Below are 23,015 nucleotides of genomic sequence, written 5' to 3'. Positions count from 1 at the left end.
CAAACGCGACTTGCATTACGCGCCGGGCCCGGCACGCGCGGCCCGCATCGAAAGGAATTATCACAATGGCCGATATCACCAAGAACGACGTTATCGAGTTTCTCAAAAACATGACCGTGCTGGAGCTGTCCGAGCTGATTAAAGAGCTTGAGGATGTCTTCGGCGTCTCCGCCGCCGCGCCCATGGCCGTGGCCGCCGCCGCCCCGGCCGCCGCCGAGGCCGTCGAAGAGGAAAAGACCGAGTTCGACGTCATCCTCGAGACCGCCGGCGACAAGAAGATCCAGGTGATCAAGGTCGTGCGCGCCATCACCGGCCTGGGCCTGAAAGAGGCCAAGGATCTGGTCGACGGCGCTCCCAAGCCGGTCAAGGAAGCCGTGCCCAAGGACGAGGCCGAGAGCATCAAGGCCCAGCTCGAGGAAGCTGGCGCGGTCGTGCAAGTCAAGTAGAAGGCGTTAATACTGCCTCGAGTGCATAAGTCGTTGTTGGCCAAGGGGCCCAGTTGGCCTTTTGGCCAACAACGGCGCGAAGATACAACACTGCGCCCCCGGCGGAGCCGGGCCGCTGAGCAGGGCTGGCGGCCAGGTGCCGCCGTGCGCCCGTTGTCAGGCGTGCAAGGCGCCCCGGCCACATTTCGTGCTGCCGGGCCTCCCCTGTTGCCCTCCTCAAGGAGAGTCCATGAGCCAGGCGACCGAGACCAGGACCCGCGTCCGCAAAAACTTCGGCAAGATCGCCAAAATCATCGACATCCCGAACCTCATCGATATGCAGAAGCAGAGCTACGAGCGCTTTCTGCAAAAGGACGTCGCTCACGCGGCGCGAAGGGATGTCGGCCTCCACGCCGTCTTCAGAAGTGTTTTTCCCATTCGTGATTTTTCCGGTACTTCGTCCCTGGAATACGTTTCTTACGATTTCGGCGAGGTCAAGTACGACGAAGAGGAGTGCCTGGCCCGCGGCATGACCTTCGAGGCGCCGCTCAAGCTCACCGTGCGCCTGGTGGTCTACGACATTGACAAGGAAACCGACGTTCAGTCCATCCGCGACATCAAGGAGCAGGAAATCTATTTCGGCACCTTGCCTCTGATGACCGATCGCGGCACCTTTATCGTCAACGGCACCGAACGCGTGGTGGTCAGCCAGCTCCACCGCAGCCCGGGCATTTTTTTCGATCATGACCGCGGCCGCACCCATTCCAGCGGCAAGCTGCTCTATTCGGCGCGCATCATCCCCCTGCGCGGCTCGTGGATCGACCTGGAGTTCGACCCCAAGGACATCCTCTACGTGCGCATCGACCGGCGGCGCAAGTTCCCGGTGACCCTGCTCCTGAAGGCCCTGGGCTACTCGGCCCAGGATCTGCTGGACATGATGTACGTCAAGGACGTCTTTTTCATCGACGGCGAACAGGTCAAGCGCAAGATCCAGCCCGAGATCATGATGGGCCGCGAGGCCACCATGGAGATCCAGGATCCCGAGGGCGAAAAGCCCCTGGTCAAGCTGGGCAAGAAGATCACCCGCCGGGCCATCAAACGCCTGGAGGAACTGGGCCTGGACCGCATCCCCGTGCGCGAGGAAGACCTGCTGGGCCGTTTCGCCGCCGTCGATTTCGTCGACGCCGGCACGGGCGAGCTGATCTGCTCGCTCAACCAGCCCATCACCCACGAGATTTTGCTCAAGCTGCGCGCCGCCGGCATCGACGAGGTTCCGACCCTGTTCATCGATGGCCAGACCCGTTCCAGCTCCTTCCGCGACACCCTCGAACTGGACAAGGTCGAAGACCCCGACGAGGCCATCATCGATATTTACCGCAAGCTGCGGCCGTCCAACCCGCCCACGCTGGAGGTGGCCCGCACGTTTTTCAACAACTTGTTCTTTTCGCCCGAGCACTACGACCTCTCGGCGGTGGGCCGCCTGAAGGTCAACCTGCGCCTGGGCCTGGACGTGGCCGAGGAACTGCGCACCCTGCGCCGTGAAGACATCATGGAGGCCGTGCGCCAGCTCATCGACCTCAAGGACGCCGAGGGTCCGGCCGACGACATCGACCACCTGGGCAACCGCCGCGTGCGCGCGGTGGGCGAGCTGTTGGAAAACCAATACCGCATCGGTTTGGTGCGCATGGAGCGGGCGATCAAGGAGCGCATGAGCCTCCAGGAGATCGAGGCCCTGATGCCCCACGACCTGATCAACTCCAAGCCCGTCTCGGCGGTGGTCAAGGAGTTTTTCGGCACCAGCCAGCTCAGCCAGTTCATGGACCAGACCAACCCTCTCTCCGAGGTCACCCACAAGCGCCGCCTGTCGGCCCTGGGGCCCGGCGGTCTGACCCGCGAGCGGGCCGGCTTCGAGGTGCGCGACGTCCACAACACCCACTACGGCCGCATCTGCCCCATCGAGACGCCCGAAGGCCCCAACATCGGCCTGATCGTCAGCCTCAGCACCTACGCCAGGGTCAACGACTACGGCTTCATCGAGACGCCCTATCGCACCGCCGGCGACGGCAGGGTCCACGCCGAGACCAGGTTCCTTTCGGCCCTGGAAGAGGCCGATCATCCCATCGCCCAGGCCAACGCGCTTTTGGATGACGAGGGCCGGTTCGTCAACGATCTGGTCAGCGTGCGCAAGGAAGGCGAGTTCATGCTGCTGGGGCCCCAAGAGGTCCACTACATGGACGTTTCGCCCAACCAGTTGGTCTCGGTGGCGGCGTCTTTGGTGCCGTTTTTGGAAAACGACGACGCCAACCGCGCCCTGATGGGCTCCAACATGCAGCGCCAGGCCGTGCCGGTGCTGCGCACCATGGCCCCGCTGGTGGGCACGGGCATCGAGGAAGTGGTGGCCCGCGACTCGGGCGTGTGCGTGGTCGCCGCCGCCGACGGCGTGATCAACGACGTCGACGCCAGCCGCATCGTGGTGCGCTACGACAAACCCCTGACGGCCCAGGCCCATTCGCAGGTCAAGATCTACAAGCTGATCAAGTTCCAGCGCAGCAACCAAAACACCTGCATCAGCCAGAAGCCCATCGTCGTGCGCGGCCAGCGGGTGGTCAAGGGCCAGATCCTGGCCGACGGCGCGGCCGTGGATCACGGCGACCTGGCCTTGGGCCAGAACGCCATGGTCGCCTTCATGAGCTGGGGCGGCTACAACTACGAGGACTCCATCCTCATCAGCGAGCGCATCGTCAAGGACGACATCTTCACCTCGGTGCACATCGAGGAGTTCGAGACGGTGGCCCGCGACACCAAGCTGGGCAAGGAAGAGATCACCCGCGACATCCCCAACGTCGGCGAGGAGGCCCTGGCCAACCTGGACGAGAGTGGCATCGTGCGCATCGGCGCCGAGATCAAGGCCGGCGACATCCTGGTGGGCAAGATCACCCCCAAGGGCGAAACCCAGCTCAGCCCCGAGGAAAAGCTGCTGCGGGCCATTTTTGGCGAGAAGGCCGGCGACGTCAAGGACACCTCCCTGCGCGTGCCGCCGGGCGTCGAGGGCATCGTCATCGACGCCAAGGTCTTCAGCCGCAAGGGCATCGAAAAAGACGAGCGCGCCCAGGCCATCGAGGACGAGGAGGTCTCCAGCCTGCTCAAGGACGAGTCCGACGAGGTGCGCATCATCCATCGCAACGCCATGGACGACATCGAGGCCTTCCTCAAGGGCCGCGTGCTGGCCAAGCCCCTGAAAAACGACATGGGCCGCGTGCTCATCGAGGCCAAGAAGGAGCTGACCGCCGCCGACCTCAAGGGCGTCACCCTCCAGCAGTTGCGTCACCTGGAGTTGGCCGGCGTCGACGAGGACGTGCAAAGCGACTTCGAGCGCATCGTTGACGGCTACGCCGAGCAGATCGAGATGATCCGCCAGGCCTTCGAGAACAAGATCGGCAAGCTGCGCCGCGGCGATGAACTGCCGCCGGGCGTGATCAAAATGGTCAAGGTATACGTGGCCATGAAGCGCAAGCTGGCCGTGGGCGACAAGATGGCCGGCCGCCACGGCAACAAGGGCGTGGTCAGCCGCATCCTGCCCGTGGAGGACATGCCCCACTTCGCCGACGGCACGCCGGTGGACATCGTGCTCAACCCCCTGGGCGTGCCCAGCCGCATGAACGTGGGCCAGGTGCTGGAGACGCACCTTGGCTGGGCCTGCGCCGGCCTGGGCCGACGCGTGGGTCAACTGGCCGAGGCCGTGGCCGCCGCCAGGGAACAGATGGAAAAAGAGGCCCGCTTGGCCGCGCTCAAGGACTATCTGACCCAGATTTACTCGCCCGAGGAACTGGCCAAGATATCGCAAAGCGGCGACGAGGGCCTGGTGCGCAACGCCCTGTGGCTCGAGGACGGCCTGCCCATCGCCACCCCGGTCTTCGACGGCGCCTCCGAGGCCGAAATCCGCCGCCTGCTGGAGCTGGCGGGCCTGCCCACCACCGGCCAGTCGGTGCTGATCGACGGCCGCACCGGCGAACCCTTCGACCGCACGGTCACGGTGGGGGCCATGTACATGCTAAAGCTGCACCACCTGGTCGACGACAAGATTCACGCCCGCAGCATCGGGCCCTACTCGCTGGTCACCCAGCAGCCCCTGGGCGGCAAGGCCCAGTTCGGCGGCCAGCGCCTGGGCGAGATGGAGGTCTGGGCCATGGAAGCCTATGGCGCGGCCTACTCGTTGCAAGAGTTCCTCACCGTCAAGAGCGACGACGTGGCCGGACGCACCAGGATGTACGAAAAGATCGTCAAGGGCGAAAACCACCTCGAGGCCGGCCTGCCCGAGAGCTTCAACGTGTTGGTCAAGGAGTTGCAAGCCCTTTGCCTGGACGTGGAGTTGGTGGAGCAAAACAGGGAGACCCCCTACGTGCTGGAGTAACCGCCAGCGTCGTCGGGAACCCCTTGTTCGCAGGCCTTTACTAGAAGGAGATGTCCCTTGGAAGACCTCTACAGCTATTTTGCAAAACCCAAGGATCCACTGTCTTTTGACGCGGTGAAGATTTCGCTGGCCAGTCCGGAAAAGATCAGGGCGTGGTCCTTTGGCGAGGTCAAAAAACCCGAGACCATCAACTACCGCACCTTCAAGCCCGAGCGCGACGGCCTGTTCTGCGCCAAGATCTTCGGCCCCACCAAGGACTACGAGTGCAACTGCGGCAAGTACAAGCGCATGAAGCACCGCGGCGTGGTCTGCGAAAAGTGCGGCGTAGAGGTGATCCAGTCCAAGGTGCGCCGCGAGCGCATGGGCCACATCGATCTGGCCACGCCGGTGGCCCATATCTGGTTCATGAAGTCGCTGCCTTCCAAGGTCGGCAACCTCCTGGACCTGACGCTCAAGGAACTGGAGAAGGTTCTCTATTTCGAGAGCTTCGTGATCATCGAGGGCGGCTCCACCGGCCTGGCCCGGGGCACGCTGGTCACCGAGGAGCGCCTGCGCCAGTTGCGCGACGAGTACGGCGACGACTTCCAAGCCGGCATCGGCGCCGAGGCCCTGCAACGCATGCTCTCCGAGATCGACCTGCAGACCCTCTACGAGGAGCTGCGCGCCGAAATGGACGCCACCGCCAGCGAGGCCAAGCGCAAAAAGCTGGGCAAGCGCCTGAAGGTCATCGACGCCTTCAAGGAGAGCGGCAACTCGCCCGAGTGGATGATCATGGACATCGTGCCGGTGCTGCCGCCGGACCTGCGGCCTCTGGTGCCCCTGGACGGCGGCCGTTTCGCCACCAGCGACTTGAATGATCTCTACCGCCGGGTGATCAACCGCAACAACCGCCTGCGCCGGCTCAACGAGCTCTCGGCCCCCGAGATCATCATCCGCAACGAAAAGCGCATGCTGCAAGAGGCCGTCGACGTCTTGTTCGACAACGGCCGCCGCGGCAAGACCATCACCGGCCCCAACAAGCGTCCGCTCAAGTCGCTCTCCGACATGCTCAAAGGCAAGCAGGGCCGTTTCCGCCAGAACCTGCTGGGCAAGCGCGTGGACTACTCGGGCCGTTCGGTCATCGTCATCGGCCCGGACCTGCGCCTGCACCAGTGCGGCCTGCCCAAGAAAATGGCCCTGGAGCTGTTCAAGCCCTTCATCTACAACCGCCTGGAGATGAAGAACCTGGTCACGACGATCAAGGGCGCCAAAAAGCTCGTCGAGCGCGAGACGCCCGACGTCTGGGACACCCTCAGCGAGGTGGTGCGCGAATATCCCATCATGCTCAACCGCGCGCCCACCCTGCACCGCCTGGGCATCCAGGCCTTCGAGCCGCTGTTGGTCGAGGGCAAGGCCATCCAGTTGCATCCGCTGGTCTGCCAGGCCTACAACGCCGACTTTGACGGCGACCAGATGGCCGTGCACGTGCCGCTTTCCATCGAGGCCCAGATCGAGGCCCGCGTGCTGATGATGAGCACCAACAACATCCTCAGCCCGGCCAACGGCGAGCCGATCATCACCCCCAACCAGGATATCGTCCTGGGGCTCTACTACCTCACCCGCGAGCGGCCCCTGGCCCGCGGCGAGGGCAAGATCTTCGCCGATCGCGGCGAGGTGCGCATGGCCTACGACGCCGGCGAGGTGGATCTGCACGCGGCCATCATCGTGCGCATCGACGGTCAGCGGGTCAGGACCACCGTGGGCCGGGTGGTGCTCAGCGAGATCCTGCCCGAGGGCATGGTTTTCGCCGACCTCAACCGGGTCATGGACAAAAAGAGCCTCAAGGCCCTGGTCGGTCAGTGCTATCGCCAGGCCGGCACCAAGGCCACGGTGGTGCTCTCCGACCGGCTCAAGGACCTGGGCTACAAGTACGCCACCAAGAGCGGCCTGAGCATCTGCGTGGCCGACATGACCATCCCCCAGCGCAAGCCCCAGATCATCAACGAGGCCATGGCCGAGGTCCAACTCATTGAGCGCCAGTACAAGGACGGCATCATCACCGACGCCGAAAAGTACAACAAGGCCGTCGACATCTGGGCCAAGGCCACCGAGGACGTGGCCGCCCAGATGATGGTGGAGATCGGCAAGGACAAGATCGTCGACGCCGAGGGCAACGAGACGATCATCGACAGCTTCAACCCCATCTACATGATGGCCGACTCGGGCGCCCGCGGCTCCAAGGACCAGATGAAGCAGTTGGCCGGCATGCGCGGCCTGATGGCCAAGCCCTCGGGCGAGATCATCGAGACGCCCATCACCGCCAACTTCCGCGAGGGCCTGACGGTCTTGCAGTACTTCATCTCGACCCACGGCGCGCGCAAGGGTCTGGCCGACACCGCCCTCAAGACGGCCAACAGCGGCTATTTGACCCGCCGCCTGGTCGACGTCAGCCAGGACGCCATCGTCACCGAGATCGACTGCGGCACCATCGACGGCATTTTGGTCGAAGCCCTGCGCGAGGGCGGCGAGGTGATCCAGCACGTTGGCGAGCGCGTGCTGGGCCGCACGGCCCTGCGCGACGTCGTCGACCCGCTGACGGGTGAGGTGCTGATCAAGGCCAACGACGAGATCGACGAGGCCGGCGTGGCCAAGCTCGAGGAAGCCGGCATCGAGCGGGTCGACATCCGCAGCGTCATCACCTGCGAATCGCGGCGCGGCGTCTGCGCCAAGTGCTACGGCCGCGATCTGGCCCACGCCAAGCCCGTGGACGTGGGCGAGGCCATCGGCATCATCGCCGCCCAGAGCATCGGCGAGCCGGGCACCCAGTTGACCATGCGCACCTTCCACATCGGCGGCGCGGCGGCCCGTAGCGCCGAGCAGTCGCGCATCGAGAGCCGTTTCCCCGGCGAGCTGCGCTTCATCAATCTGATCGTGGTCAGCCACGGCGAGGGCCGCGTGGTCATGAACCGCAACGGCGAGATCGCCCTGATGGGCGAGGGCGGCCGCGAGCGCGAGCGCCACAAGGTGCCCTACGGCGCGCGGTTGACTTTTGCCGAGGGCGACAAGGTCCAGGCCGGCGACATCATCGCCCACTGGGATCCCTACACCTCGCCGATTCTCACCGACGTCGACGGCGTGGTCAAGTTCGGCGACATCCTCGAGGGCGTGACCATGACCGAGCGCTTGGACCCGGTCACCGGCCGTTCGACCAAGGTCACCGTCGAGTCCAAGTCGGCCGAGATGCGCCCACGCATCTCCATCAAGGAACTGGGCGGCGGCCGCACGGCCAAGCTGCCTTCGGGCAAGGGCGACGCCCGCTACCTGCTGCCGGTGGGCGCGATCATCATGGTCTCCGAGGGCGACGAGGTGCGGGCCGGCGACGTTCTGGCGCGCATCCCCCGCGAGACAACCAAGACCAAGGACATCACCGGCGGCCTGCCCCGCGTGGCCGAGCTGTTCGAGGTGCGTCGGCCCAAGGAGTGCGCGGTCATCAGCGAGATCGACGGCGCGGTGACCTTCGGCAAGCAGGCCAAGGGCAAGCGCAAGGTGGTGGTCACCCCCGACATCGGCGACCCCCGCGAGTATCTGATCCCCAAGGGCAAGCACGTCACCGTCCACGAGGGTGACTACGTGCGGGCTGGCGAGCCGCTGATGGACGGCGCGATCAACCCCCACGACCTGCTGGCCAGCCGCGACGTCAAGGAACTGGCCCGCTACCTGGTCGACGAGGTGCAGGAGGTCTACCGCCTGCAGGGCGTCAAGATCAACGACAAGCACATCGAGGTGATCGTGCGCCAGATGCTCAGGCGCGTGCGCATCATCGACTCGGGCGAGACGCGCTACCTCATCGGCGAGCAGGTGGAAAAGTGGCGTTTTGACGAGGAAAACCAGCGCGTGCTGGAAAACGGCGGCCGCCCGGCCGTGGCCGAGCCGATGCTTTTGGGCATCACCAAGGCCAGCTTGTCCACCGACTCGTTCATTTCGGCGGCCAGCTTCCAGGAGACCACCAAGGTGCTCACCGAGGCGGCCATCGCCGGCAAGGTCGACGACCTGCGTGGCCTGAAGGAAAACGTGATCATGGGTCGGCTGATCCCGGCCGGCACCGGCCTGGGGCGTTACCGCGAGATGGCCATCCCCCATCGCGAGCCGGTGAGCCGTTTCGCCCGCATGCAGCGGCGGCCCAGGATCGACGACGAGCCGATCATCGAGTTCGAATACGAGGACGATTCCGAGATCGAGGAGCCCATGGAGGACGCCGGCGACGAGGCCGCCATCTAGGCCTCCCGGGGCTTTTGAAGCGGGCAAGGCCCCTGGCGTCGAGCGCGCGTCGGGGGCCTTGCCATTGGATAATATTCGGCGGCCGACAGTGGACGATTGGCCGATTATGCTGTATCTTTGGCGTTCCATGGCTCAGTGAGGCAGTGGTTTCGCCTTGCCGAAGGAAAAGTTGCTGTTCCCGGCGCAAAAGTCCCTTGACAGATGGGGCGCTTGAAGGTAGGAATAGCAACTCCAGCGGCAATGCGTCTTCTCGATTGTCCTGCCAAGGACACAAGAGAGGACTGCGCACTTTTTTGCCGCGGTTCGTCGCCCCGAGCGGGCGGCGCTACAATTCTATAATGGAAGGCCGGGGCCTGTTTTTTGGCGACAACCCCTTTGCCCCGGCAGTGGATAGGCAACACAGGAGGCGATAGTTGCCCACTATCAATCAGCTTGTGCGCAATGGGCGTGAACGTCAGCGCGCGAAAAACAACACACCGGCCTTGCAGAAATCCCCCCAAAAACGGGGCGTGTGCATCCGCGTCTACACCACCACCCCCAAGAAGCCCAACTCGGCTTTGCGTAAGGTGGCCAGGGTGCGTCTGACCAACGGCATCGAGGTGACCAGCTACATCCCCGGTGAAGGTCACAACCTGCAAGAGCACTCGGTGGTGTTGATCCGCGGCGGGCGCGTCAAGGACCTTCCCGGTGTGCGTTATCACATCATCCGTGGCACCTTGGACGCCGTGGGCGTGGATAACCGCCGCCAGGGCCGTTCGAAATACGGAACCAAACGCCCCAAATAAGCGCGTGTGGCGACGCGGACGGCCCGACGCGGCCATTCGCGGCGCGAGGCGTAGGAACTTTTGACGGAAGAAGGCGATGCCCAGGAGACGCGAAGTACCTAAACGAGTGGTGCTGCCCGATGCCAAGTACCACAGCCGCGAAGTGGCCAAGTTCATCTGCAAGATCATGCTCGATGGCAAGAAATCCACCGCCGAGCAGATCATCTACACGGCCATGGACACCATCCGCGAGCGCACCGGCGAAGACCCCCTGCGGGTGTTCGGCAAGGCCCTCGACAACGTGCGGCCGATGATCGAGGTCAAGAGTCGTCGCGTGGGCGGCTCCACCTATCAGGTGCCGGTGGAGATTCGTTCCGAGCGCCGGCAGTCGCTGGCCATGCGCTGGCTGATCAACTATTCCAGGGCCCGCGGCGAGAAGACCATGTCGCTCAAGCTGGCCAACGAACTGATGGACGCCGCCGCCGGCCGCGGGGCTTCCGTGAAAAAGAAAGAAGACACCCACCGCATGGCCGAGGCCAACAAAGCCTTCGCGCATTATCGCTGGTAGGTTGAAAGCGACCGGATCATGACCGCAGGCAGCAAAAACAGCGCCCACCGCAACATTGGCCTGATGGCGCACATCGACGCGGGCAAGACCACCACCACGGAGCGGATCTTGTTCTACACCGGTGTGTCCCATCGCATCGGCGAGGTGCATGACGGTTCGGCGGTCATGGACTGGATGGAGCAGGAGCAGGAGCGCGGCATCACCATCACCAGCGCCGCCACCACCTGTTTCTGGAAAGAACACCGCATCAACATCATCGACACCCCCGGCCACGTTGACTTCACCATGGAGGTCGAGCGTTCGTTGCGGGTGCTTGACGGCGTGGTGGCGGTGTTCTGCGCGGTGGGCGGCGTGCAGCCCCAGTCGGAGACGGTCTGGCGGCAGGCCGACCGCTACGGCGTGCCCCGCATCGCCTTCATCAACAAGATGGACCGCATTGGCGCCGACCACGCCCGTTGCGTGGATATGATCCGCAGCCGCCTGGGTGCGCGGCCGCTTTTGTTGCAGCTGCCCTTGGGCGCCGAGGACTCCTTTGCCGGCGTGGTCGATCTGGTCGAGAACAAGCTGATTCGCTTTGGCGTCGACGGTCAGGGCATGGAGCTTTGCGTCGAGGACGTGCCGACCGAGATGCTGGCCGAGGTCGAGGCCGCCCGCCAGGAGGTCGTCGAGACGGCCTGCGAGTTTGACGACGAGCTGATGGCCAGCTACCTCGACGGCGTGGAGCCCACCCCGGCCCAGATCAAGTCCGCCCTGCGCAAGGGCGTGCTGGAGATGCTGGTCGTGCCGGTGCTTTTGGGCTCGGCCTTCAAGAACAAGGGCGTGCAGCCCCTGCTCGACGCGGTGGTCGACTATCTGCCTTCGCCCCAGGAGGTCCGCCCGGCCCAGGGCGAGGACGCCGACGGCGCCGTCGTCACCTGCCCGGCCGACGACGACGCGCCCTTCGCGGCGTTGGCCTTCAAGCTCTGGAGCGACCCCTACGTGGGTCACCTCACTTTCCTACGCGTTTATTCGGGCGTTTTGCGTAGCGGCGACACGGTCTACAACGCCAACAAGGGCAAGACCGAGCGCGTGGGCCGCTTGCTGCGCATGCACGCCAACGAGCGCGAGGAGGTCAAACAGGTGCGGGCCGGCGGCATCGCCGCGGCGGTGGGCCTCAAGCTGACCACCACCGGCGACAGCCTCTGCGACAAGAACAAGCAGATCAAGCTGGAGGCCCTGCACGTGCCCGAGCCGGTGGTCGGCGTGGCCATCGAGCCCGAGACCAAGGCCATGGGCGAAAAACTGGGCCAGGCCCTGGGCCGCATCGCCGCCGAGGATCCGTCGTTCCGCGTCTTCCACGACGACGAGACCAACCAGACGATCATCCGCGGCATGGGCGAGCTGCATCTGGAGATCATCGTCGACCGGCTGCTGCGCGAATTCAAAGTAGCGGCGACGGTTGGCGCGCCCCAGGTCTCCTACCGCGAGGCCATCGTGGGCGCGGCCCAGGCCGAGGGCCGTTACGTCAAGCAGTCGGGCGGCCGTGGCCAATACGGCCACGTCAAGATCGAAGTCACCCCCGGCGAGCCGGGCAGCGGCGTCAGTTTTGTCGATCGCGTTGTCGGCGGAGTGATCCCCAAGGAATACATCCGCTCGGTGGAAAACGGCGTGCGCGAGGCCTGCAAGCGTGGCGTGCTGGCCGGTTTCCCGCTGGAAGATCTGGAAATCGCCCTGTACGACGGCTCGTACCACGAGGTCGACTCGTCCGACCGGGCTTTTGTCATCGCTGGCTCCATGGCCCTGAAGGACGCGGCGCGCAAGGCCGGCCTGCGGCTGCTGGAGCCGATGATGGCCTTGGAAGTGATCACCCCCGATGATTACATGGGCGAGGTGATGGGTGACCTGAGCGGCCGCCGCGGCCGGGTTCGGGACGTTGACTCGCGGCCCGGCGTGCAGGTGATCAAGGCCGACGTGCCTCTGGCCGAAATGTTCGGTTATGCCGGCGACCTGCGCTCGGCGACCCAGGGCCGCGCCAATTTCAGCATGGAATTTTCTCATTACGAACCGGTTCCCGCGGGCCTGGCCGAGGTTGTCATCGAGCGTGTGAATAAACTGCGCCAGAGTGGCTCCCGCGGTATGGCTGCCTAGAGGAGGAACGATAGTCATGGCCAAGGAAAAGTTTGCGCGTACCAAGCCGCACGTGAACGTAGGAACGATTGGTCACATCGACCATGGCAAGACGACTTTGACGGCAGCGATCACCAAGTGCCTTGCCGCGCGCGGCGGCGCGAAGTTCGTGGCCTTCGACGAGATCGACAAGGCCCCCGAGGAGCGCGAGCGCGGCATCACCATCGCCACGGCTCACGTGGAGTACGAGACGGCCAACCGTCACTACGCCCATGTGGACTGCCCTGGTCACGCCGACTATATCAAGAACATGATCACCGGCGCGGCTCAGATGGACGGGGCGATCCTGGTGGTTGGCGCCGACGACGGCCCGATGCCCCAGACGCGTGAGCACATTCTTTTGGCTCGTCAGGTCGGCGTTCCGGCGATCGTGGTATTTTTGAACAAAGTTGACATGGTCGACGACGAGGAGCTGATCGAGCTTGTCGACATGGAGCTTCGCGAGCTTCTGGACAAGTACGAGTTCCCCGGCGACGACACGCCGATCGTTCGCGGCAGCGCGCTGAAGGCGCTCAACTGCGGCTGCGGCAAGGATGGCTGCGCGGACTGCCAGCCGATCCTCGACCTGATGAAGGCGGTTGACGAGTTCGTGCCGGAGCCCGTGCGCGACGTTGACCAGCCATTTTTGATGCCCATCGAGGACGTGTTCAGCATCTCTGGCCGTGGCACGGTTGTGACCGGTCGCGTTGAGCGCGGGGTGATCAACCAGGGCGACGACGTTGAGATCGTGGGCATCCGCAACACGCAGAAGACGGTGTGCACCGGCGTGGAGATGTTCCGCAAGATCCTCGACCGCGGCCAGGCTGGCGACAACATCGGTGTTTTGCTGCGCGGCACCAAGCGCGACGAGGTGGAGCGCGGCCAGGTTGTGGCCAAGCCCGGCTCGATCACGCCTCACACCAAGTTCAAGGCCGAGGTGTACGTTCTGAGCAAGGAGGAGGGTGGTCGCCACACTCCGTTCTTCAACGGCTATCGTCCGCAGTTCTACTTCCGCACGACCGACGTGACGGGCGTGGTGGACCTGCCCGAGGGCGTGGAGATGGTCATGCCCGGCGATAACGTTTCGATCAGCGTGGCCCTGATCACGCCCATCGCCATGGAAAAAGAGCTTCGTTTCGCCATCCGCGAGGGCGGCCGCACCGTCGGCGCCGGCGTGATCAGCGAAATCATCGAGTAAAGTGGCCCGGCGCGCTGGCGCTTGGGCTTTAGGATAAGGACGCGGGAGTTACCCCATGATCCAGAATCAGAAAATACGCATCCGGCTCAAAGCCTATGATCATAGGCTGCTGGATCAAAGCGCGGCCGAGATCGTGGAGACCGCGCGGCGAACCGGAGCGAAAGTGGCTGGGCCCATCCCCCTGCCCACCAGAATCAACCGGTTCACGGTGTTGCGCTCGCCGCACATCGACAAAAAGAGCCGCGAACAGTTCGAGATCCGCACCCACAAGCGTCTCCTGGACATCCTGGAGCCGACTCAGCAGACGGTCGACGCCCTGATGAAGCTCGACCTCAGCGCTGGCGTGGATGTGGAGATCAAGCTCTAGGCAGCAGGGTGGCCGAAATGTTAAAGGGACTGATCGGTAAAAAAGTGGGCATGACCCGCTTGTTCCTCGAGGAAGGCCGCGCGGTGGCGGTGACGGTGCTGGAAGTGGGCCCGTGTCACGTCGTGCAGATCAAGACCGAGGACAACGACCAATACAACGCGTTGCAGCTTGGCTTCGGCGCCAAAAAGGCCAAAAACGTCAACAAGCCCACGGCCGGCCACTTCAAGAAAGCCGGCGTCGAGGCGACCTCGACCTTGCGCGAGTTTCGGGTGGAGGACGTGGCCGACTTCGAGGTGGGCCAGACCATCACCGCCGACATGTTCAAGATGGGCGATTCGGTCAACGTGACGGGCCGCAGCAAGGGCCGTGGTTTTTCCGGCGTGGTCAAGCGGCACAACTTTGGCGGCGGTCGGGACACCCACGGCTGCACCACCCACGACGCCCCCGGCTCCATCGGTCAGAGCGCCGATCCGTCCAGGGTGTTCAAGGGCGTGCGCCTGCCGGGTCACTACGGCGCCGAGCGCAAGCAGGTCCGCAACCTGAAAATCGTGGATGTGCGGCCGGAGCAGAATCTCGTGGTGGTCCGCGGCGCGGTGCCCGGCCCCAACGGCGGCATCGTTCTGGTTGAGAAGGCGGGCTAGTCCCGACTGGTGAAAAAATGCCGAAGGTTGACGTATACGACGAGAAAAAACAGAAGGTCGGCGAGATAGAGCTGGCGGACGAAGTCTTCGCCGCCGAGGTCAAGGCCCACCTTCTGCACGAAGTGGTTGTCTGGCAGCTGGCCAAACGTCGGGCCGGCACGGCCTGCACCAAGACCCGCTCGGAAGTGCGCGGCGGTGGCCGCAAGCCCTGGCGGCAAAAGGGCACCGGTCGGGCCCGCGTCGGTTCGCGGCGCAGCCCCCTGTGGCGCGGTGGTGGAACCACTCACGGCCCCAAGCCCCGCGACTACGACTACAACGTGCCCAAGAAAGTGCGTAAGGCCGCCCTCAAAAGCGCCCTTTCGGACAAGCTGGCCGAGGAAAAATTGATGGTTTTGCGGGGCTTTGGCCTCGAGGCCATCAAGACCAAGGCCTTCGCCGAGGTGCTGGCGACCTTCCAGACGCAAAACGTCCTGGTGGTCACCGCCGGGCCCGACGAGGTCCTGGAAAAGAGCGCGCGCAACATTCCCATGGTGAAGGTTCTGCGCGCCGAGGGCCTCAATGTGTACGATATCCTCCGCTACGATCGGCTGATGCTCCTGGAGCCGGCGGTCGGGCGCATCGAGGAGGCCCTGTCGTGAAAGACCTCAGAGAAGTCATTCGTCGGCCGCTGATTACGGAAAAAGGCACCATCGCCAAAGAGGACAACAACCAGTTGTTGTTCGAGGTCGATCGGCGGGCCAACAAGGTCGAGATCAGGCAGGCGGTCGAAAAATTGTTCGACGTCAAGGTGCTCGACGTCCGCACCGTGTCGGTCAAGGGCAAGGACAAGCGGATGGGCCGCATCGTGGGCAGACGCAGCGACTGGAAGAAAGCCTATGTCACCCTGGCCGAGGGCCAGAGCGTGGACTTCTTCGAGGGAGCCTAGTTTCTGGAAGGCCCATTGCGGCAACGGCTAGCTGGAGAGACGAAAGCTCATGGCCATCAAGAAATTTAAACCAACCTCGCCGGGTCGACGGTTCGCCACGCAGCTGGTGAGCGAAGAAATCACCAAGCACGAGCCGGAAAAGAGCCTGCTCGAGCCCCTGAAGAAGAGCGGCGGGCGCAACAGTTACGGTCGGGTCACCACGCGGCATCGCGGCGGCGGTCACAAGCGCAAGTATCGCCAGATCGATTTCAAGCGCGAGAAGCTGGGCATTCCTGCCCGCGTGGCCGGCATCGAGTACGACCCCAACCGCTCGGCCAACATCGCCCTGCTGCACTATCAGGACGGCGAGAAACGTTACATCCTGGCGCCCAAGGGCCTCAAAGTCGATGACGTCATCGTCAGCGACGTCAAGGCCGACATCCGGCCGGGCAACGCCATGCCCCTGGAGTCCATGCCCCTGGGCACCCTGCTGCACAACGTCGAGATGAAGATCGGCGGCGGCGGCCAGATGGTGCGCAGCGCCGGGGCCTACGCCCAGCTCATGGCCAAGGAAGGCGACTACGCCATCCTCAAGCTGCCTTCCGGCGAGATGCGCAAGGTGCACATCAAGTGCCGGGCCACGGTGGGCCAGGTGGGCAACGAACAATACGAGAACGTGAGCCTGGGCAAGGCCGGCCGCAACCGCTGGCTGGGCCGTCGGCCTCGGGTCCGCGGCGTGGCCATGAACCCGGTCGACCACCCCATGGGCGGCGGCGAAGGCAAGAGCAGCGGCGGCCGTCACCCCTGCAGCCCCTGGGGTATGCCCGCCAAGGGATACCGCACCCGCAAGAAGAAGCCTTCGGACAAGTTCATTGTCCGCCGGCGCACCAAGTAGGGGAGTGAGAAATGCCGCGTAGTCTTAAAAAGGGACCTTTTGTCGACGATCATCTGGCCGCCAAGGTGGAGCAATCGGTCGATAGTGGCAGCCGCAAGGTCATCAAGACCTGGAGCCGTCGCTCGACGATCATGCCTGAGTTCGTCGGCCTGACCTTTGCGGTGCATAATGGCAAAAAGTTCGTCCCCGTGTTCGTTACCGAGAACATGGTCGGCCACAAGCTGGGCGAGTTCGCTCCCACGCGCACCTACTATGGCCATGCCGCCGACAAAAAAGGCAAGAAGAAGTAGAGGCTGACATGGAAGCTACCGCCAAAGCAAAGTTCGTGCGCATCTCGCCCCGCAAGGTTCGCCTGGTGGCTGACGCCGTGCGCGGAATGAAGGTCGAGGAGGCTCTGAATAAGCTGAAGTTCACGCCCAAGAAGGCCGCTGGCTTGATGGCGAAGGTGATTCATTCCGCCGCCGCCAACGCCACGCAGAACTCCAGCATCGACGTCGACAAGCTTTACGTGAAGGTCGCCTTTGTTGACGGTGGGCCATCGCTGAAGCGTTGGCGCCCCCGGGCCATGGGTCGCGCCTTTTCTATCAGGAAACGGACCAGCCACATCACCGTGGTCGTGGCCGAGCGTTAACAAGGAGACCTGGTTTGGGACAGAAGGTAAATCCGATTGGGTTCAGACTGGGAGTGATCCGCACTTGGGATTCCCGTTGGTTCGCCAACAAGAGAGACTACGCGGGGTTGGTCTTTGAAGACCACCAGATCCGCAAGTTCCTCAAGAAGAAGCTCTTTCACGCCGGGGTCTCCCATATCGAGATCGAGCGGGCGGCCAACAAGGCCAAGATCCGCATCCATACCGCTCGGCCGGGCATTGTTATCGGCAAGAAGGGCTCCGAGATCGAATCGGTTAAAAAGGCCCTGGAACAGTTGATCAAGCGCGAGGTCATGCTCGACATCCACGAGGTGCGCAAGCCCGAAGTGGACGCCCAACTGGTCGCCGAAAGCGTGGCCAGTCAGCTCGAGCGGCGCATCGCCTTCCGGCGGGCCATGAAGCGGGCCGTGACCACCGCCCTCAAACTGGGCGCCCAGGGCATCCGCATCCAGTGCTCGGGCCGTCTGGGCGGCGCCGAGATGGCCCGCCGCGAGTGGTACCGTGAGGGCCGCGTGCCCCTGCACACCCTGCGGGCCGACATTGACTATGGTTTTGCCGAAGCCAGGACAACTTACGGCGTCATCGGCGTGAAGGTGCTCATCTTCAAGGGCGAGGTCCTTGACGATCGAGACAAGACGCAGGCGCAGGCCTCCTGAGGCCTGCCTGGAAAGGCACTGAAAAATGCTTGCGCCAAAAAGAGTTAGACACCGGAAAGTCATGAAGGGCCGCATGCGTGGCGCTTGTCAGTCCGGTAACAGGGTTTCCTTCGGCCAGTACGGCCTCCAGGCCGTCGGCGCTGGCTGGATGACCAACCAACAGATAGAGTCGGCCCGTATCGCCATTACCCGCTACATCAAGCGCGGCGGCAAGGTCTTCATCCGGGTTTTCCCGGACAAGCCCTACACCAAAAAGCCGGCCGAGACGCGCATGGGCAAGGGCAAGGGCTCGCCGGAAGGCTGGGTCGCCGTGGTGCCCAGGGGCCGCATGATCTACGAGATCGACGGCGTGGCCCGCGAGACGGCCATGGAGGCCCTGCGCCTGGCCAGCCACAAGCTTCCTTTCAAGACTCGCATCGTCGAAAGGAGCTGAAGTTATGAAAGCGTCTGAACTGAAGAGTCTTTCCCTTGGGGAGTTGGAGCGCAAACTCGACGATCTGCGTCAGGAGCTGTTCAACCTCAAGTTTCAGAACGCCACCGGGCAGTTGGAAAACCCCATGAAACTGGGAGTGACCAAAAAAGACATCGCCCGCGTTCTGACGGTCATGCGCCAGCTGGCCGCGGAATAAAAAGCCCCGATAAGGCTAAGGTGTTTGTATGGCCAACAATGATCGCGGAAACGCCAAGGCTCTCACCGGCGTGGTGGTGAGCGACAAGATGGACAAAACGGTGGTGGTCCAGGTCGAGCGCCTGGTGAAACACCCCATTTACAAAAAGTACGTGCGGCGCCGGGCCAAGTTCATGGCTCACGACGAGGCCAACGACTGCAGGGTGGGCGATACCGTGCTCATTCGTCAGAGCAGGCCCCTGAGCAGACTCAAACGCTGGCGCGTCAGCAAGGTGCTGGAGCGGGTGGCGTAGGCCCCCGGGGAGTGTGACACCATGATCCAGCCTGAAACCAATTTGCAATCGGCCGACAACTCCGGCGCCAAGAGGCTTTACTGCATCAAGGTGCTGGGGGGATCCAAGCGGCGCTATGCGAGCTTGGGCGATGTCATCGTGGTCTCGGTCAAGGAGGCCCTGCCCAACTCCAAGGTCAAGAAGGGCGATGTCATGAAGGCGGTGGTGGTCCGCACGGCCAAGGAAGTGCGGCGGGCCGACGGCTCGGCCATCAAATTCGACGACAACTCGGCCGTGTTGATCAACAATGCCGGAGAGCCCATCGGCACCCGTATCTTCGGGCCGGTGGCCAGGGAACTGCGGGCCAGGCGCTACATGAAGATCGTGTCGCTGGCGCCCGAGGTTTTGTAGGTGTCGGTATGAGCAAACTGAGCATCAAAAAAGACGACAAGGTCATGGTCACGGCTGGCCGCGATCGCGGCAAGGTGGGCAAAGTCCTGCGCGTGCTGCCGGCCGACAACCGGGCCATCGTCGAAAAGGTCAACGTGGTCAAGCGCCACACCCGCCCCAGCCAGAACAATCAGGGCGGCATCGTCGAGAAGGAAATGCCCATCGACATCAGCAACCTCATGGTCATCTGCGACAAATGCGGGAAGGCCAGCCGGTTGGGTCGCAAGGTTCTCGACGACGGCAAGACCAGTCGCTTCTGCAAGAAATGCGGCGAGCTTCTTGACGCTTGAAAACACGGTTTAATCATTAACCGTAGGACGAGCCGGCGTTAATCCGGCTTCAAAAAACGGCGAGCAATGGCTGACAAAAAGAAGAAAAAGGCCGAAGGCCAGGAACAGCCGGCCGAAGTCATCGAAAAGGTGGCTCCCAGGCTGCGCGAGAAGTATCTGCAGGAGTGCATTCCGCAACTCATCGAGCAGTTCTCGTACAAAAACATCATGCAGGTGCCCAAGCCGGTCAAGGCCGTCCTGAACATGGGCGTGGGCGAGGCGATCCAGAATATCAAGGTGTTGGAGGCGGCGGCCGAGGAATTGACCATGATCGCCGGCCAGCGGGCCATGATCAACCGGGCCCGGCGCTCCATCGCCTCCTTCAAGCTGCGCGAGGGCATGCCCATCGGCACCTCGGTTACTCTCCGGGGTGAGAAGATGTGGTTTTTCATGGACAAACTGTTCAACATCGCCCTGCCCCGCGTGCGCGACTTCCGCGGTGTCAGCGCCACGGCCTTCGACGGCCGCGGCAACTACACCCTGGGCGTGAAAGAGCATATAATTTTCCCGGAGATCGAGTACGACAAGATCGACAAGGTCAAGGGAATGAACATAACCATCGTAACTACTGCCCAGACCGACGAAGAGGGGCGCGCGCTGCTCCGTCTGCTGGGCGTGCCCTTCCGGGCCTAGAGATACATCAGGAGGGATCAGTTGGCCAAGTTAGCGCAGATGCAAAAGATGTCGCGCGAGCCAAAATTCAAGGTGCGCCGCAGAAATCGGTGCCCCATTTGCGGCCGGCCCCGGGCCTTTATCCGCAAGTTTGGCCTCTGCCGCGTTTGCCTCCGCAATATGGCCCTGCGAGGCGAGCTGCCTGGCGTGATCAAGGCTAGCTGGTAGGGAGAAGAGACATGTCCATGCACGATCCCATCGCCGACATGCTCACCCGCATCCGCAATGCGATCATGGCCCGCCAGACCGAGGTGAACCTGCCGTCGTCTAGCATCAAGGCGGCCATTGCCGAAACGTTGGTGCAGGAGGGCTACATCGCCGGTTACGAAGTGGTCCCCGGCTCGCCGCAGGCCACGCTCAGCCTGAAGCTGCGTTATCACGGCTCCAGGAGCGTCATCGAAGGGCTCAAGCGGGTCAGCAAACCCAGCCGCAGGGTGTATGTGCCCCATACCGAGGTGCAGAAAATCCGCTCCGGCCTGGGCATCGCCATCCTGTCGACCAACAAGGGCGTGATGTGCGACCGCGAAGCGCGCAAGGCCAAGGTCGGCGGCGAGGTCCTCTGCGAAATCTGGTAGGGGCGCGGGAGATATTTGTCATGAGTCGTATTGGAAAACTGCCTGTGACCGTGCCCGCGGGCGTCGAGGTCACCATCGATGGGCAGCTTGTCGAGGTCAAGGGCGCCAAGGGCGCGCTCAAGCGCCAGTTCCACCCGCTGGTGGAGATAGTCCGCGACGAGGGCGATCTGCGGGTCAAGCCCCGCGAGGAGTCCAAAAACGCCATCGCTCTGTGGGGCCTGAGCCGCTCGCTTCTGTTCAACATGGTCCACGGCGTCAGCGCCGGCTTCACCAAGGTGTTGGAGATCAATGGCGTGGGCTACCGCGCCGAGTTGAACGGCGGCACGCTGAAGTTGGCCCTGGGCTTCAGCCATCCGGTGGAGTTTGTCCTGCCGGAAGGCGTCAGCGGCGCGGTGGAGAAAAACACCATCGTCACTCTCAGCAGCATCGACAAGGAGTTGCTGGGTCAGACGGCGGCCACCATCCGGCGTTATCGTCCGCCCGAGCCCTACAAGGGCAAAGGCATCAAGTACTCCGACGAGGTCATCCGCCGCAAGGTGGGTAAGGCCGGAACCAAGTAAGCTTTCCGGCGTGTTGCCGGGTGTCGATAAAGGTAAGAGGATATGGGCAAGACCAATCCCAGGACGGTGGCTCTGCAGAAACGCAAGGTGCGCGTGCGCCGCAAGGTGCGCGGCACGGCCGACAGGCCCAGGCTGTGCGTCTTCCGTTCCCTGAACCACATCTATTGTCAGGTTATCGACGACGACTCGGGGCGGACCCTGGCGGCCGCCAGCAGCCTGTCGGACGGCCTGCGCCAGGAGCCCGGCCACAAGGGCAACGTCGCCACGGCCAAGAAGGTGGGCATGACCATCGCCCAGGTGGCCAAGGCGGCCGGCGTCTCCAAGGTGGTCTTCGACCGCAATGGGTTTTTGTATCATGGCCGCATCAAGGCCCTGGCCGACGGGGCTCGCGAAGGTGGTTTGGAGTTCTAGCCGGACGGCCGACGCCGACCAGGCATAGGAAGGATTTAAGCCTTGCTGGACAGCAGACGTAAAAAGAAAGAAGTCTTCGAAGAAGAATCGCAGCTGATTGACAAGGTGGTTCATATCAACCGCGTGGCCAAGGTCGTCAAGGGCGGCCGCAGGTTCTCCTTCTCGGCGGTGGTCGTGGTTGGCGATGGCCAGGGCAGCGTGGGCTTCGGCCTGGGCAAGGCCAACGAGGTTCCCGAGGCGATCCGCAAGGGCGTCGAAAAGGCCAAGCGCGACATGACGTCGGTGGCGCTCAGCGGCGGCACCATCCCCCACCCGATCGTCGGGCGCTTTGGCGCGGGCCAGGTGATGCTGCGTCCGGCCCGTCCGGGAACGGGCGTCATCGCCGGCGGCGCGGTGCGCGCGGTGTTGGAGGCGGCCGGGGTCACCGATATTCTGACCAAGACTCTGGGCACCAACAACCCGCACAACGTGATCAAGGCCACTCTGGAGGGTCTGCGCGGTCTCAAGAGCGCCGACGAAGTGGCCCGCCTGCGCGGCAAAAACGTTGTCGAGCTGGAGCCCGAGTTTTAAAACAGCCCCCTGCGGAGGTGCAACATGGCGGAGAATATCCGCGTCAAGCTGGTGCGCAGCGGCATCGGCCGCACCCAGCGGCAGAAAGACACTCTGCGCGGCCTGGGTCTGACCAAGCTAAACAAGACCGTGATTCTGCAAGACACCCCGGCCATCCGGGGAATGGTTAAGAAAGTCGAACACCTGGTGCAGGTGTTGTCTGATTCGGAGTAGTCAGCGCCATGAAGCTGAACGAGCTGAAGCCGGCTGCCGGCTCCAAAAAAGACAGGAAGCGCGTCGGTCGCGGCAAGGGCTCCGGCCAGGGCCACACGGCCGGCAAGGGCCACAAGGGTCAAAACGCCCGTAGCGGCGGCGGTGTTCGCCCCGGCTTCGAGGGCGGTCAGATGCCCTTGCAGCGGCGGTTGCCCAAGCGTGGTTTCAAAAACATCTTCAAGACCGTCACCGCCGAGATCAATGTCCGCGACCTCAACCGTTTCGAGGCCGGCAGCGTCATCGACGCGCTGGCCCTGGCCGAGGCCGGCCTGATCAAGGGCGCCTTTGACGTCATCAAACTGCTGGGCTCCGGCGAGCTCGACCGCGCCGTGACGGTGCAGGTCGACCGGGCCAGCGCGAGCGCCATGGCCAAAGTAGAGGCCGCCGGCGGCAAGGTGGAGTTGATCTAACGTGGC

Annotated in this window: 28 protein-coding genes; all 28 read left to right on the top strand. The window is 63.5% G+C overall.

The window, feature by feature from the left end; translation table 11 throughout:
* Window positions 1-65: 65 nt before the first annotated feature.
* The 28 genes from rplL to rplO all read left to right on the top strand — a co-directional run bounded on the left by rplL (window position 66) and on the right by rplO (window position 23,009).
* On the top strand, window positions 66-446 hold the full coding sequence (rplL, locus tag DEBA_RS14700) for a 50S ribosomal protein L7/L12 (RefSeq protein WP_013259737.1): 381 nt from the start codon (window positions 66-68) through the stop codon (window positions 444-446).
* 229 nt (window positions 447-675) lie between these two features.
* Entirely contained in the window at window positions 676-4,836 is a 4,161-nt protein-coding gene (gene rpoB, locus DEBA_RS14695) for a DNA-directed RNA polymerase subunit beta (RefSeq protein ID WP_013259736.1), read from the top strand.
* A gap of 57 nt (window positions 4,837-4,893) precedes the next feature.
* Entirely contained in the window at window positions 4,894-9,093 is a 4,200-nt protein-coding gene (gene rpoC / locus DEBA_RS14690) for a DNA-directed RNA polymerase subunit beta' (protein ID WP_013259735.1), read from the top strand.
* A gap of 413 nt (window positions 9,094-9,506) precedes the next feature.
* Complete coding sequence (gene rpsL, locus DEBA_RS14685) at window positions 9,507-9,878, top strand: 30S ribosomal protein S12 (RefSeq protein WP_013259734.1); 372 nt, start codon at window positions 9,507-9,509, stop codon at window positions 9,876-9,878.
* Between the two features lie 76 nt (window positions 9,879-9,954).
* Window positions 9,955-10,425, top strand: a complete 471-nt coding sequence (rpsG, locus tag DEBA_RS14680; protein ID WP_013259733.1) for a 30S ribosomal protein S7 — start codon at window positions 9,955-9,957, stop codon at window positions 10,423-10,425.
* 18 nt (window positions 10,426-10,443) lie between these two features.
* Complete coding sequence (fusA, locus tag DEBA_RS14675; protein ID WP_013259732.1) at window positions 10,444-12,552, top strand: elongation factor G; 2,109 nt, start codon at window positions 10,444-10,446, stop codon at window positions 12,550-12,552.
* A gap of 16 nt (window positions 12,553-12,568) precedes the next feature.
* Entirely contained in the window at window positions 12,569-13,768 is a 1,200-nt protein-coding gene (gene tuf / locus DEBA_RS14670) for an elongation factor Tu (protein WP_013259731.1), read from the top strand.
* Between the two features lie 58 nt (window positions 13,769-13,826).
* Complete coding sequence (gene rpsJ / locus DEBA_RS14665; protein WP_148227955.1) at window positions 13,827-14,135, top strand: 30S ribosomal protein S10; 309 nt, start codon at window positions 13,827-13,829, stop codon at window positions 14,133-14,135.
* A 17-nt stretch (window positions 14,136-14,152) separates the two neighbouring features.
* On the top strand, window positions 14,153-14,776 hold the full coding sequence (rplC, locus tag DEBA_RS14660; RefSeq protein ID WP_013259729.1) for a 50S ribosomal protein L3: 624 nt from the start codon (window positions 14,153-14,155) through the stop codon (window positions 14,774-14,776).
* Window positions 14,777-14,793: 17 nt separating this feature from the next.
* The gene (gene rplD / locus DEBA_RS14655; protein ID WP_013259728.1) at window positions 14,794-15,414 is read left to right on the top strand and encodes a 50S ribosomal protein L4; all 621 of its coding nucleotides are present in this window, start codon (window positions 14,794-14,796) and stop codon (window positions 15,412-15,414) included.
* Window positions 15,411-15,701: a 50S ribosomal protein L23 gene (locus DEBA_RS14650; RefSeq protein ID WP_013259727.1), complete on the top strand. Its 291-nt coding sequence runs from the start codon at window positions 15,411-15,413 to the stop codon at window positions 15,699-15,701. Before rplD ends, DEBA_RS14650 begins: the two co-directional genes overlap by 4 nt.
* 49 nt (window positions 15,702-15,750) lie before the next feature.
* Window positions 15,751-16,575, top strand: a complete 825-nt coding sequence (gene rplB / locus DEBA_RS14645; RefSeq protein WP_013259726.1) for a 50S ribosomal protein L2 — start codon at window positions 15,751-15,753, stop codon at window positions 16,573-16,575.
* An 11-nt stretch (window positions 16,576-16,586) separates the two neighbouring features.
* Window positions 16,587-16,865 (top strand): 30S ribosomal protein S19, encoded by a 279-nt coding sequence (rpsS, locus tag DEBA_RS14640; protein ID WP_013259725.1) that lies wholly within the window; start codon window positions 16,587-16,589, stop codon window positions 16,863-16,865.
* A gap of 8 nt (window positions 16,866-16,873) precedes the next feature.
* On the top strand, window positions 16,874-17,206 hold the full coding sequence (rplV, locus tag DEBA_RS14635; RefSeq protein ID WP_013259724.1) for a 50S ribosomal protein L22: 333 nt from the start codon (window positions 16,874-16,876) through the stop codon (window positions 17,204-17,206).
* Between the two features lie 14 nt (window positions 17,207-17,220).
* Complete coding sequence (gene rpsC / locus DEBA_RS14630) at window positions 17,221-17,880, top strand: 30S ribosomal protein S3 (protein WP_013259723.1); 660 nt, start codon at window positions 17,221-17,223, stop codon at window positions 17,878-17,880.
* A 25-nt stretch (window positions 17,881-17,905) separates the two neighbouring features.
* Window positions 17,906-18,313 (top strand): 50S ribosomal protein L16, encoded by a 408-nt coding sequence (rplP, locus tag DEBA_RS14625; protein ID WP_013259722.1) that lies wholly within the window; start codon window positions 17,906-17,908, stop codon window positions 18,311-18,313.
* A 4-nt stretch (window positions 18,314-18,317) separates the two neighbouring features.
* Complete coding sequence (gene rpmC / locus DEBA_RS14620) at window positions 18,318-18,509, top strand: 50S ribosomal protein L29 (RefSeq protein WP_013259721.1); 192 nt, start codon at window positions 18,318-18,320, stop codon at window positions 18,507-18,509.
* Between the two features lie 28 nt (window positions 18,510-18,537).
* On the top strand, window positions 18,538-18,801 hold the full coding sequence (rpsQ, locus tag DEBA_RS14615; RefSeq protein ID WP_013259720.1) for a 30S ribosomal protein S17: 264 nt from the start codon (window positions 18,538-18,540) through the stop codon (window positions 18,799-18,801).
* 21 nt (window positions 18,802-18,822) lie between these two features.
* Window positions 18,823-19,191, top strand: a complete 369-nt coding sequence (gene rplN / locus DEBA_RS14610; RefSeq protein WP_013259719.1) for a 50S ribosomal protein L14 — start codon at window positions 18,823-18,825, stop codon at window positions 19,189-19,191.
* An 8-nt stretch (window positions 19,192-19,199) separates the two neighbouring features.
* Entirely contained in the window at window positions 19,200-19,520 is a 321-nt protein-coding gene (gene rplX / locus DEBA_RS14605; RefSeq protein ID WP_013259718.1) for a 50S ribosomal protein L24, read from the top strand.
* A 66-nt stretch (window positions 19,521-19,586) separates the two neighbouring features.
* Entirely contained in the window at window positions 19,587-20,192 is a 606-nt protein-coding gene (gene rplE / locus DEBA_RS14600) for a 50S ribosomal protein L5 (RefSeq protein WP_013259717.1), read from the top strand.
* 21 nt (window positions 20,193-20,213) lie between these two features.
* Entirely contained in the window at window positions 20,214-20,399 is a 186-nt protein-coding gene (locus DEBA_RS14595; protein WP_013259716.1) for a type Z 30S ribosomal protein S14, read from the top strand.
* Window positions 20,400-20,410: 11 nt separating this feature from the next.
* Complete coding sequence (gene rpsH / locus DEBA_RS14590; RefSeq protein ID WP_013259715.1) at window positions 20,411-20,806, top strand: 30S ribosomal protein S8; 396 nt, start codon at window positions 20,411-20,413, stop codon at window positions 20,804-20,806.
* A gap of 20 nt (window positions 20,807-20,826) precedes the next feature.
* Window positions 20,827-21,366, top strand: coding sequence for a 50S ribosomal protein L6 (gene rplF, locus DEBA_RS14585; RefSeq protein WP_013259714.1), 540 nt, complete (start codon window positions 20,827-20,829; stop codon window positions 21,364-21,366).
* A gap of 42 nt (window positions 21,367-21,408) precedes the next feature.
* Window positions 21,409-21,777 (top strand): 50S ribosomal protein L18, encoded by a 369-nt coding sequence (rplR, locus tag DEBA_RS14580; protein WP_013259713.1) that lies wholly within the window; start codon window positions 21,409-21,411, stop codon window positions 21,775-21,777.
* A 42-nt stretch (window positions 21,778-21,819) separates the two neighbouring features.
* The gene (rpsE, locus tag DEBA_RS14575; protein WP_013259712.1) at window positions 21,820-22,347 is read left to right on the top strand and encodes a 30S ribosomal protein S5; all 528 of its coding nucleotides are present in this window, start codon (window positions 21,820-21,822) and stop codon (window positions 22,345-22,347) included.
* Window positions 22,348-22,371: 24 nt separating this feature from the next.
* Complete coding sequence (gene rpmD, locus DEBA_RS14570; protein ID WP_013259711.1) at window positions 22,372-22,560, top strand: 50S ribosomal protein L30; 189 nt, start codon at window positions 22,372-22,374, stop codon at window positions 22,558-22,560.
* 8 nt (window positions 22,561-22,568) lie between these two features.
* On the top strand, window positions 22,569-23,009 hold the full coding sequence (gene rplO, locus DEBA_RS14565) for a 50S ribosomal protein L15 (protein WP_013259710.1): 441 nt from the start codon (window positions 22,569-22,571) through the stop codon (window positions 23,007-23,009).
* Window positions 23,010-23,015 lie beyond the last annotated feature (6 nt).

Source organism: Desulfarculus baarsii DSM 2075 (assembly GCF_000143965.1).
Taxonomy (GTDB): Bacteria; Desulfobacterota; Desulfarculia; order Desulfarculales; family Desulfarculaceae; genus Desulfarculus; species Desulfarculus baarsii.
The sequence above is the reverse complement of the archived record's forward strand: the minus strand, read 5'-3'. Positions and strand labels throughout refer to the sequence as shown.

What these genes read in the sequence shown, in the direction of transcription:
- rpsH (WP_013259715.1), top strand. Translation starts at nt 20,411, where the DNA reads ATGTCCATGCACGATCCCATCGCCGACATGCTCACCCGCATCCGCAAT.
- rplX (WP_013259718.1), top strand. Translation starts at nt 19,200, where the DNA reads ATGAGCAAACTGAGCATCAAAAAAGACGACAAGGTCATGGTCACGGCT.
- rplP (WP_013259722.1), top strand. Translation starts at nt 17,906, where the DNA reads ATGCTTGCGCCAAAAAGAGTTAGACACCGGAAAGTCATGAAGGGCCGC.
- rpsS (WP_013259725.1), top strand. Translation starts at nt 16,587, where the DNA reads ATGCCGCGTAGTCTTAAAAAGGGACCTTTTGTCGACGATCATCTGGCC.
- rplF (WP_013259714.1), top strand. Translation starts at nt 20,827, where the DNA reads ATGAGTCGTATTGGAAAACTGCCTGTGACCGTGCCCGCGGGCGTCGAG.
- rplL (WP_013259737.1), top strand. Translation starts at nt 66, where the DNA reads ATGGCCGATATCACCAAGAACGACGTTATCGAGTTTCTCAAAAACATG.
- rplD (WP_013259728.1), top strand. Translation starts at nt 14,794, where the DNA reads ATGCCGAAGGTTGACGTATACGACGAGAAAAAACAGAAGGTCGGCGAG.
- tuf (WP_013259731.1), top strand. Translation starts at nt 12,569, where the DNA reads ATGGCCAAGGAAAAGTTTGCGCGTACCAAGCCGCACGTGAACGTAGGA.
- rpsQ (WP_013259720.1), top strand. Translation starts at nt 18,538, where the DNA reads ATGGCCAACAATGATCGCGGAAACGCCAAGGCTCTCACCGGCGTGGTG.
- rpmC (WP_013259721.1), top strand. Translation starts at nt 18,318, where the DNA reads ATGAAAGCGTCTGAACTGAAGAGTCTTTCCCTTGGGGAGTTGGAGCGC.
- rplE (WP_013259717.1), top strand. Translation starts at nt 19,587, where the DNA reads ATGGCTGACAAAAAGAAGAAAAAGGCCGAAGGCCAGGAACAGCCGGCC.
- rpoB (WP_013259736.1), top strand. Translation starts at nt 676, where the DNA reads ATGAGCCAGGCGACCGAGACCAGGACCCGCGTCCGCAAAAACTTCGGC.
- rplV (WP_013259724.1), top strand. Translation starts at nt 16,874, where the DNA reads ATGGAAGCTACCGCCAAAGCAAAGTTCGTGCGCATCTCGCCCCGCAAG.
- rplC (WP_013259729.1), top strand. Translation starts at nt 14,153, where the DNA reads ATGTTAAAGGGACTGATCGGTAAAAAAGTGGGCATGACCCGCTTGTTC.
- fusA (WP_013259732.1), top strand. Translation starts at nt 10,444, where the DNA reads ATGACCGCAGGCAGCAAAAACAGCGCCCACCGCAACATTGGCCTGATG.
- rpmD (WP_013259711.1), top strand. Translation starts at nt 22,372, where the DNA reads ATGGCGGAGAATATCCGCGTCAAGCTGGTGCGCAGCGGCATCGGCCGC.
- rpsG (WP_013259733.1), top strand. Translation starts at nt 9,955, where the DNA reads ATGCCCAGGAGACGCGAAGTACCTAAACGAGTGGTGCTGCCCGATGCC.
- rplB (WP_013259726.1), top strand. Translation starts at nt 15,751, where the DNA reads ATGGCCATCAAGAAATTTAAACCAACCTCGCCGGGTCGACGGTTCGCC.
- rplR (WP_013259713.1), top strand. Translation starts at nt 21,409, where the DNA reads ATGGGCAAGACCAATCCCAGGACGGTGGCTCTGCAGAAACGCAAGGTG.
- rplN (WP_013259719.1), top strand. Translation starts at nt 18,823, where the DNA reads ATGATCCAGCCTGAAACCAATTTGCAATCGGCCGACAACTCCGGCGCC.
- rplO (WP_013259710.1), top strand. Translation starts at nt 22,569, where the DNA reads ATGAAGCTGAACGAGCTGAAGCCGGCTGCCGGCTCCAAAAAAGACAGG.